At 59.6% G+C, this 9592-nt stretch carries 8 protein-coding genes; 5 read left to right on the top strand and 3 right to left on the bottom strand.

Annotated features, from left to right (window positions below):
* The first annotated feature begins 438 nt into the window (after positions 1–438).
* Positions 439–1959, top strand: coding sequence for an amidase (locus tag BHD06_RS21805; RefSeq protein WP_176214462.1), 1521 nt, complete (start codon positions 439–441; stop codon positions 1957–1959).
* A 237-nt stretch (positions 1960–2196) separates the two neighbouring features.
* Here BHD06_RS21805 and BHD06_RS21800 read toward each other — a convergent pair whose 3' ends face one another.
* The 3 genes from BHD06_RS21800 to BHD06_RS21790 all read right to left on the bottom strand — a co-directional run bounded on the left by BHD06_RS21800 (position 2197) and on the right by BHD06_RS21790 (position 5324).
* Positions 2197–2907, bottom strand: a complete 711-nt coding sequence (locus BHD06_RS21800; protein WP_080459060.1) for an IS6 family transposase — start codon at positions 2905–2907, stop codon at positions 2197–2199.
* 274 nt (positions 2908–3181) lie between these two features.
* A complete protein-coding gene (locus BHD06_RS21795; RefSeq protein WP_080459059.1) occupies positions 3182–3628 on the bottom strand; it encodes a diguanylate cyclase in 447 nt (148 codons plus the stop codon).
* Entirely contained in the window at positions 3621–5324 is a 1704-nt protein-coding gene (locus tag BHD06_RS21790) for a gamma-glutamyltransferase family protein (protein ID WP_080459058.1), read from the bottom strand. Before BHD06_RS21790 ends, BHD06_RS21795 begins: the two co-directional genes overlap by 8 nt.
* Positions 5325–5414: 90 nt before the next feature.
* Here BHD06_RS21790 and BHD06_RS21785 point away from each other — a divergent pair, with 90 nt between their 5' ends.
* Genes BHD06_RS21785 through BHD06_RS21770 form a run of 4 tightly spaced genes read left to right on the top strand, consistent with a single transcriptional unit; the run spans position 5415 to position 9396 of the window.
* Entirely contained in the window at positions 5415–6203 is a 789-nt protein-coding gene (locus BHD06_RS21785; protein WP_080459057.1) for a GntR family transcriptional regulator, read from the top strand.
* 35 nt (positions 6204–6238) lie between these two features.
* Entirely contained in the window at positions 6239–7177 is a 939-nt protein-coding gene (locus BHD06_RS21780; RefSeq protein ID WP_080459056.1) for a tripartite tricarboxylate transporter substrate binding protein, read from the top strand.
* The gene (locus BHD06_RS21775; protein WP_080459055.1) at positions 7174–7797 is read left to right on the top strand and encodes a hypothetical protein; all 624 of its coding nucleotides are present in this window, start codon (positions 7174–7176) and stop codon (positions 7795–7797) included. Before BHD06_RS21780 ends, BHD06_RS21775 begins: the two co-directional genes overlap by 4 nt.
* Positions 7798–7809: 12 nt before the next feature.
* Positions 7810–9396 (top strand): tripartite tricarboxylate transporter permease, encoded by a 1587-nt coding sequence (locus tag BHD06_RS21770; protein WP_080459054.1) that lies wholly within the window; start codon positions 7810–7812, stop codon positions 9394–9396.
* The last annotated feature ends 196 nt before the right edge of the window (positions 9397–9592 follow it).

Raw genomic sequence — 9592 nt, 5'->3', positions numbered from 1 at the left:
TCTCCGTACCAGCCCGCCTTCGTTCCGCCCTCACCATCCGCTACCATCGGCTCGAAGCTTTCGAGGCGTGGAAATCCGCGGCAAATGCCGCTTGATCAACGACCGGCATGCCAGCTTTCAAACTCGGACGCAGATCACGCTCGAGCTCGTCATGGCACCCTCGCGCAAAACATGGTCTCACGGCCAATCATACAGGTGTCGTGAATTATCCGGGCTAGGTCACCTCGTTGCCGAAGCCTTTCATTATACTCAGCCCAAGTCGTCACCCGATACCGCTTCTTCACAAACTTGTGCCGCCGGGCGGCGTTGAACTTATCCGGGATCATGACAAAGTGCTTAGTTATCAGATCAACCGTGATCGATGCAACAAGGCCGCGCTGTCGGCACAATCGGGCGGGCCCCGACAACAGATCGTCGACCAACACAAGGAGCACAATCATGACTGTCAGACGGCTCTCAACCGAAGATATCGTACGCATCAGCCTGATACGTGACCTTGATCTGTCCGAGGTAGAAAGGGAGGACTATCTCGCGCTCTGCAATGATGTGCTCGGCGGCTACGACGCACTCGACGCCTTGCCTGAGCCCTCCTACCCGGTGATCAAGGCAGTGCGCGATCCGGGCCGCCGTCCAACCCGTGACGAGGACCCGCTGAACGGCGTGGTGCGATTCTGCGAGGTGCGTGCAGTGACGCCGTCGGGCGATGCGCTCGAGGGGCTCGGGATCGGCGTCAAGGATACGGTTGCGGTGGCAGGTGTGCCGATATCCTGCGGCTCGCGGCTGCTTTATGATTACACGCCTGAGATCGACGCAACCGTGGTGCGCCGCATCCTTGATGCCGGCGGGCGGATCACGGCAACACTCAACACCGATGATTTCGCCTTCTCCGGAGCTGGGCACACCAGCGTCTACGGTCCTGGCCAGAATCCGGCCGAACCCGGGCATGCGGCGGGCGGTTCCTCCTGCGGCTCGGTGATTGCGGCCGCCACCGGACTCGTGGACATTGCGCTCGGCGGCGATCAGGGCGGCTCGATCCGCATCCCGGCGTCGTGGTCGGGCATTGTCGGGCACAAGCCGACACATGGGCTAGTACCCTATACCGGCATCGTCGGCTTTGACCAGACCATTGACCACATCGGCCCGATGACACGGACCGTCGAGGAGGCGGCTCTGATGCTCGGCGTGATCGCAGGCGTGGACGACACAGCCATCGACCCCCGCCAGCCGAGAACGATCACCGTGCCGGACTACCGTGCGGCGCTGACAGGGCGGGTCGACGATCTCTCCATCGCGGTGATCGAGGACGGCTTCGGCACGCCCGATAGTATGGCCGAGGTCGACGATGCGGTGCGCAAGGCCGCCCGGGTGTTCGCCGATGCGGGGGCACGAGTCGAGAGCGTCTCGCTTCCAGAGCATGCGTGGACCGTGCCGATCTGGAACGCCGTCGCCATAGAGGGCGGGGTCGACAGCTTCTACCACGGTCACGCCGCCTACCAGACCAAGGGCCATTTCAACACCCGCCTGATGTCAGCAATGCGGCGGGCGGTGAAGACCCATGGCGGCGACTTCTCGGCGACAGCAAAGCTCGGGGTGCTGCTCTACGATTACATGTCGGACCAATATGACGGCTTGTTTTACGGCAAGGCGCAGAACCTCGCACGGCAGCTGACGGCGGCCTACGATCGGGTATTCGCCAAGTATGACCTCGTGCTGATGCCGACAACACCGCAGACTGCGCATCCGGCGATCCCGGACGCCGTGAGCGACCGCCGCACCCATATCACCCAAGCGCTCAACATGGTGCGCAATACCGCTACCTTCAACCTGACCGGGCATCCGGCGATCTCGGTGCCCTGCCACGGGATCTCGGGGCTGCCCGTCGGGCTAATGCTGGCGGGTCGGCAGTTCCAGGACGATGTGGTGCTCCGGGCGAGCCATGCCTACATGGCTGCGAGCTGAGAGATCTTTTCGACGGCTGCCCACCGCCTTTCTACGGTGGGCGAAAGGCATCCATTCGGCGGAGTAAAAACCTACCAATTGAGAACGACTTTGGCGGGTGGCATTACCAACTTATTTGAATCCGCCCGAATGCGGCCTGACCCGCGCTCGTCATGCGGTCGTTTCGAGTGTGTAGGCCCTCCAAGGGATTGCCAACTTGTTTTCGCCTATTTGAGAGGAGCGAGCCCTCTGCCTCTGTCAGGCGGTCATTTCGGCAACATAGCCTCTCCAGAGGTCGAGCGCATCGGCCCTGGCGTGACGATATGAGATGGCGGAGAGTTGATAGCGTCGTGGGCGAAAAACGATGTTGATCTGATCATGTGTCGCAACAAACCTCTGTGCCTGCCGGGGAGATTTGAACCGTCCCATCAACTTCTCTCGTTTTCGTGTTGGCCTGTGTGATCCTTCGATCCGGTTATTCAAGCCTTTGTGCGCACGATGATCCGCGCCCGGTGCCAGGTCCCGGATCGGCTTGAAATAGCTGCGAAGCTTATCCGTGATCACGGCACGGGGTTCACCGAATCGGTCGATCAGCCTTGCCAAGAAACGTCTTGCAGCTTTGGCGTTGCGTCGTGGCTGAACGAGAATATCAAGCACGTCGCCGTTCGCGTCGACCGCCCTCCAGAGCCAGTATTTTCTGCCGTTGATAGGGATAATGACCTCATCCAGATGCCATTTGTCGATCGCAGCAGGTCTGTCCCGTTTGATACAATCGGCGAAGTGGCGGCCAAAGCGGTTCACCCATTTCCGGATCGTTTCCCGGCTGACCATCACACCCCGATCGGCGAGAAGGTCTTCGACATCCGCCGTGCTGAGCGCGAAGCGATGGTAGACCCAGACGGCATATGCGACGATTTCTCGAGGGAAGCGGTAGCCTTTCAGGCGCGGCATGGAGGATGGCATATTCATACCCAACGCCTAACCAAGCGCCGCACCGCAAACAAGTTGGCAATCCCAGACCAACAGTAACAAGCCTTGACATAACCGTCCTCCTAATTGGATCAAACATGACCCACCCTGACACAAGAGTGACGTCAGGGGGGGGGGGCGGCGGTTACAGCATCAGTCCCTTCGATCTTTGGAACGGCTCCGCACTCGAAATGACCGCTTGACGGATGCGGATCAGGCCGCATTCGGACGGATGCAAATAAGTTGGCAATGCCGGGAACACGATTGAGTGTCTTCAGATCTTTTGGCGCATGGCAAGGAATTCCGCGCAGGCTTTGCCAGTCGCAACCTCCGCTGCAGAAAAAGGTATGGCATTGCGCAGATAGTTGATCGTGCCGATTACCTGGTTTCCGGCAACGACAGGTACGTTCAGAACGGCGTTGAGCCCGAGATCGAGGATCTTTGCGTGGTCGTCAAATGCCCAGGCGATGTCATCGGCTCCGAAACCGCAGTTTACTTGCTTCTCGATCAGAACCTTTTCACCCCATTCGGTTCGCCGCTTGGGTTTGCGTCCGCTGACCGGATAAGCCTCGGGCATGCTGGAATAGACACGTTCTACCTCCATCGTTTCTTGGTGAAAACGCATCGCGGTAAATAGGGTGTTTGGAATGACGGCGGCGCAATGCCCGAGCGCTTTCTCGAGTGTCGCGTCGGGAGAGGAGATTAACGACAGGTCAGTCAATGCATGATTCTTTCGAGGTGATCTTACCGGATACAGTTGTACTCGTGGCCGCGGAACCTGCGCGGCGCGGGTCGGCCACCGCGTAGATGCCATTGTCGTCGCGCAGCGCAAGGCAGATGCCACCAGCAATCCACGTGGCGGCCGGCCATGGCTCTAGGTCGTGGCCCCGCGCCTTCAAATCGGCGATCTGATCAGGGTGCAGATCGAATTCGTAGAGAACTTTGTTCGGATGCACATCATGTGGCGCAAAGCTGCCGGGGAAAGCATATGTGGCGACACGCGGCGCACGAACCGCATCAGCAGGTGATAACCCACCGTCGAGAAGATTCAGCAGGACCTGTGTCATTGCCTGAACCTGCACGTCGCCGCCTGGCGTCCCGAGTGCCAGCCACGGCTTGCCGTCCTTCAGCGCAAGGATCGGATTGGGGGTTAGACGAGGCCTCTTGCCGGGGGCAAGAGCATTGAGATGCCCCGGGATGCTGCGCGATTGCGATCCGCGCGACGAGACCGAAAGGCCGGTTCCGGGAATGACCACAGTATCATAGCTGGGATCGCTCGGAGTGGCTGAGAAAATGTTCCCGGAACCGTCTATCACGCTGATATGCGTGGTATCGGCACAGCCAACGCGGAAGGGGGCGTCTTTGGCATCGGTCGGTGCCAGAACGAATTTTCCGGGCGCCGGGAGCGGCTCCGACTGACCCGTTATTCCGGCCAACCGTTCGGCCAGGAACTCACGGTCCAGTAGGTCCTCCGGACGGATATTCATATAATCGGGATCCGTGACATAGGCTTCCCGGTCCGCAAAAACGCGCTTGAGCACTTCGAGCAGGAAATGCAGATCCAACATGCCGTCACGACGAGCCGCATCCGGCCCTGCCGCTTCGATCAACGCGAGCGTTTCGGCCATAGAGATCCCTTGGCACCAAGCTCCACAGCAATGAACTTCCGTCCCCCGGAAATGAACCGGGATGGATGCTTCGCTGCGCACGTCGTAGGCGGCCAGGTCCGTCGCGGTCAGGAGCCCGCCGTTGGCCGCGTGGAATGCGACGATTCGCTCTGCAACTGGCCCCTGGTAAAAAGCAGCGCGCGCGGCGGCGAGGCCTGCGCGGCGGTCCCCGGGGCAGACGGCTTCGGCGTCCAGCATCTGTTGGAGGGTCCAGGCGAGATCACACTGGAAAAATGTATCCCCGGCCAAGGGCGGCTTCCCGTCCGGCAAAAATATCTCGGCGGTGGAAGGAAAACGCGCATATTTTCCTCGGCGCGTGGCAATGAAATCTGCAAGGAGAGGATAGACCTCGAAACCCTCTTGAGCGGCAGCAAGCGCCTCTTCCGCAACATCTGCAAAGCGAAGTGTTCCCTTCTCCGACAGAGCCTTGATCCAACTTGCCGGCGCGGCTGGGATCACCGTGCGAAGGATGCCTTCGGGCACGTGATCGCCGTGATCTCGGTGCATTCGGTGCACGTCTGCCGCAGCTGGCCAGCCGCCGACGCCGTCCTGTGCTGTCACGTCACCGGTGGCCGCATTATACATGATGATCGGTGCGACACCGGCAATCGATACGAGGTCCGGCTGGACCACGCCGAGGGTCAGCCCGGCGGCCACGCCAGCGTCCACTGCGTTGCCTCCAGCACGTAGAATCCGCTCCGCGGCCCTGGTTCCGAGGGGGTGTCCGGTGGCGACTGCCCAATCGTTCATCTTTTTTCCTAAAGCTTTACTGTTAATGATTATCTTATCTTGTTAACTACGTAGTTGACTAGCCCTTGATGAAAATATTACCGTCGTAATATGAGCGCTAAACCAGATAACCTGCCACTCGAGCCTTTGCTTGGCTATTGGAAGGCGTCCGAGACAACACTGGTCAAATATCGGCGTCTGACCGAGGCGTTCACAGCGTGCATTCGTGCCGGCGACTATCGCCCAGGGGAGCGCCTGCCAAAGGAAACGGAGATTTGCGCGGCTCTACCGGTAGGCCTCTCCACCGTCCAAAAGGCTCTGGGGCGAATGGTCGGAGAAGGGCTGGTGGTACGCCGACGCAAACTAGGGAGCTTTATCGCTGAGGCCAGCAACCAAGTGCCGGAGGTTCATATCTACCGGTTCAAAGACCCTGTAACGGGCGAAGAGATGATGCCTTATACGCGAGTGCTGCGCGTGTCGCGGGTGAAGACCGAAACCTACGGAACGTTGCTGACGGAGTTCGACGCGGAAGAGGTTATCCGAATTGACCGGCTAGTCTGGGTGGATGGCGAGCGGCCGACCTTCAGCGCGTTCTATCTGCCGGTCGAGTATCAGAAGGGTATGCCTGACGAGAAGACGGAAACGCTGCATGGTGCGTCCTATCACCGTCTTTTGTGGGAAACTTACGGCATTCGCATCGCGAGGGTTCGGCACGCGGCTTCTGCCGAACTGCTTTCCGGAATGGCTTGTGAAAGCCTCGATCTGGCCGCGCCGCACGTGGGGATGCTTTGGGATGCACATGAATTTGACCGTGATGATCGATTGCAGATTGTTCAGCGGTTTGAACTGCCGCGCGGGCACAGGCCCATGCAACTGGCAGAACGTAAGTCGGTCCTGTGACCGGAAGAATATATCACAACAGTGGAGATTGAGTGATGAAGAAGATGATAGTCATGGGCGCGGCACTGACGTTGCTGGCAGCTCCCGCTGCGGCGGAATGGAGCCCCGATGGCCCAATCCGTCTTTGGATCGGCTACGGTGCCGGTGGTGGAACCGATGTGCAGGGACGTACCCTTGCCAAGGAGATCGAGGCGCTGCGGGGATGGAAAGTCCTGCCGGAGAACAAGGCGGGTGAGGACGGCACCGTGATGTCTGCCCAGCTCAAGGGCGAGGAGCCCGACGGCCAGACGCTTGGTTTTGCAATAACTACCACCTACGACTTCGCGCCGATGAACAGTGACAACCTATCGCCTGAAGATTTCACCTACGTTACCACGACTGCAGGGTCGCAAATGGCTGTGCTGGCGCGTGCAGAGAGTGGCTGGGAAACACTGGACGATCTGAAGGCTGCGGCAGATGCAGGCGAAGAACTTGTATGGGCCAACTGGGGTACGCAGGTAGAAGCAGGCGCCGAAATCGTCGCTCGTGCGTTGGATATCAATGTGAATCATCTCCGCACAAAGGGTGGCCGCGGAGCGCTTAACGCACTGGTTTCTATGGATGCAAATGTCGGCTGGGGCGGCGGCGTGCAGAAGCCTCTGGTCGAAGCCGGCGAGTTGAACATTCTGGCTTCAGCCGAGACTTCGCCGGTTGCGCTGGCCCCGGAAAAACCCACCCTGCAGGATGCGGGCATCGATCTGAACCTCGGCTACCAGTACATCATCACCGGGCCGGCCGGCGTCCCGGATGAAATCCGGGATGAGATCGCCGCCGTGGTCGCCGAGATTCTCAACAACCCGGAGAGCGAAACCCGCCAGTTCATCGAAAAGCAGTATCCGCCGGCACCGATCCTGACCAGCGGTGACGAACTACGCTCGCAGGTGATGACCACCTACGAAACCAACGTCAACATGATGAAAGCGCTGGCCGAGTGACCGGGACTCCTGTGGAAAACGATGCTCGAGAAGGGCAGGGCGGGAGCTGGAATCTCTGGCTTGGGCTTGTAGTACTGGGCTTTGTCGCCCTGTGCCTGACGGTCTGGTTTCCTCAGGATATCGGTAGCGGTTTCATGCAGAAAAACCTGACCGGGCGCACCGTTCCAGGCGATGCATTCTTCCCGGTTCTGCTGGTGGGGCTCATGGTCCCACTGGCAATTCTACTTATTTTTTCTCAACTGCGCCCGCGTCCAGGCGCGAGCGGTGAACCTGTCGGACATGTTGGCGCCGACAATTTAGTTTTCCTGATACTGGTCATCTTGCTGACAGGCATGTCGATAATGTTGATGAACCTTACCGGGCCTGCGGTCGTCTGGCTGACCAACAAGGCAGGACTGACAGCTTTCAGCGGATACCGGGCCGCATCGGCTACGTTTCCCTTCAATGTATCGGGGTTCGTCGTTGGTGGTTTCCTTCTAATCTGCGGCTTCATCCGGCTTACCTGTCGTCGGCTGAGCTTGCTCCACGTGCTGGTGGCGCTTGGGGTCGTGCTTATGCTTGTCCTGGTTTTCGACATTCTTCTGGAAAACGTCCACCTGCCGCCGAATGCCGATCTATAGGGCGCCTACAGAATGGATCTCGTTCTTCAGTACATACAGCTGGGTATCACCTCGGTTTTCGAAGGGTCGGAAGGCGGGCTGACCCTGCTGCCAGTGCTCATGGTGTTGATCGGGGTGCTGACCGGCGTTCTGATCGGGGCAATCCCAGGCATGTCTGGCCCTTTTGCCATGGCGATTGCGTTGCCAATTTTGGTGTCGATTTTCGGTTATGGGAATGACGCGCTATACCCTGTTCTGGGCTGCCTGTTGGGTATTATGAAAGGCGCGACCGTCGGTGGCGCGGTGCCGGCGATACTGTTCCGCACGCCGGGTACACCCGATGCCTTCCTGACCACGCTGGATGGCTATCCGATGGCGGCCAAGGGGCATGCGCGAAAGGCGATCCAGACCGCACATTTCTCGTCGGTTCTGGGAGACAACTTTTCCGACCTCGCGCTGTTTATTGCTGCGCCGGCCATCGCGCTGACGGTCGAACGCATTCTTGGCCTGCCGGAAAAATCTGCGCTGATAATCCTGTCGCTGTGTTTCATGGCCGCGGTAGTGGGAAAGGCCCCGTTGAAGGGGCTGCTGGGCGGATTGCTGGGCATGTTCGTTTCATTGATCGGGTCCGCAATGTCGGGCAACGGACCGCGCCTGACCATGGGAATGCCGGAACTGGGCAACGGCCTGCCGCTGACCTCCGCGGTGTTGGGGGTGCTGGTGATCTCGGAGGTGCTGGTGTCAATGGAGGACATTCGTAACAACCGGGACGACGCGTCCTCAAGCGACGGTAAGCGCCCTAAGATGGGGCCGCGCCTGACATGGGGTGAGCGGACTGCGATGCTGCCAGGCATCCTGCGTGGGGCGTCCATCGGGACGCTGATCGGCTCACTGCCCGGTATTGGCACGACCACCGCTGCAACCCTTAGCTACGACAGCGCCAAACGCGCATCGAAGACGCCAGAAGCTTTCGGTACCGGTGTGCCGGCCGGCGTGGTGGCCACGGAATCGGCCAACTCGGCCGTGTCGGGGGCGAACCTCATCCCGGTAATGAGTCTAGGTATCCCGGGCAATTCGGCGGCGGTCTTCATCATCCTGGCGGTGGAGACGATTGGCGATTTCGCATTCGGTCCGCAGGTCTTCCAGTTCACGCCGATCCGTGAGATCGAAGGATTCGACACGATACTGAACGCAGGCCTGGTCACGGCATTCGGCATCTTCACGATGATGATGATTGCCAATTTCTGGAACTGGACCTTCGGCGCGATGCTGATGGGTGTGCTGGGCCATCTTGCGAAGATTCCCAAGTCAGTGATGCTGCCTGTTATCCTTATGGTGTCGCTTACTGCGGCCTACGCGCAGGATGGCGGGTATCTCGGGCTGCTTACGGCGTCGGTCTTTGCACTGATCGGCTACGTGCTGCGGCGCCTGGACGTGTCGATCCTGCCCTTCGTAATCGGCTTCTTGCTGGCGCCAACGCTGGAGGTTTTGGTGCGCGGGGCCTTTACCGCGTCGGGCGGTGACCCATATTTCCTGCTGAAATCCCCTATTGCTCTGGTGATGCTGGCGTTGTCAGCCTTCTTGCTGGGCCGCATGGTGATGCAGGCGCGCAAGACCTGACGTCTTCGGCCGCCAAGCCAGCGGCGGCCTTTGGTGAATCAGTCGCGCTGGTGTTGTCACGATAACTCGCCGAGTTTGAAAGCTGGCATGCCGGTCGTTGATCAAGCGGCATTTGCCGCGGATTTCCACGCCTCGAAAGCTTCGAGCCGATGGTAGCGGATGGTGAGGGCGGAACGAAGGCGGGCTGGTACGGAGA

The sequence above is a fragment of the Roseovarius sp. A-2 genome (genome assembly GCF_002072155.1).
GTDB lineage: Bacteria > Pseudomonadota > Alphaproteobacteria > Rhodobacterales > Rhodobacteraceae > Roseovarius.
Note: the sequence above shows the minus strand (reverse complement) of the source record. Positions and strands in the feature narration are given on the sequence as shown.